1 pseudogene is annotated in these 245 nt (G+C 57.1%); it reads left to right on the forward strand.

Going from position 1 to position 245, the window contains the following annotated elements:
- Positions 1-83: 83 nt before the first annotated feature.
- A pseudogene (locus KVT34_RS32550) lies at positions 84-245 on the forward strand (ABC transporter permease); the annotation flags it as partial.

Raw genomic sequence — 245 nt, forward strand, 5'->3', positions numbered from 1 at the left:
ACCGCGGAATTTTTCCGGGAGTCTTCGACCGAGCAGGCGCGCCGTGTTATCTCGCGTCCGGACCGGGAAAGGGAGGAGTACTGGTGTCCAATCTTGCGCTGGCCAGCACGCTGGTGTTCGTAGCCGTGACGATTTTGCTGTCCATGTGACAGAAGCTGGGACTGGAGAAAGAAAGTATCGTCGGCACGATACGATCCGCCGTACAGCTCCTGGTTGTCGGGTATGTGCTGCATATGGTGTTCGAT

The organism is Paenibacillus sp. GbtcB18, from assembly GCF_019091125.1.
Classification (GTDB): Bacteria; Bacillota; Bacilli; order Paenibacillales; family NBRC-103111; genus Paenibacillus_F; species Paenibacillus_F chitinolyticus.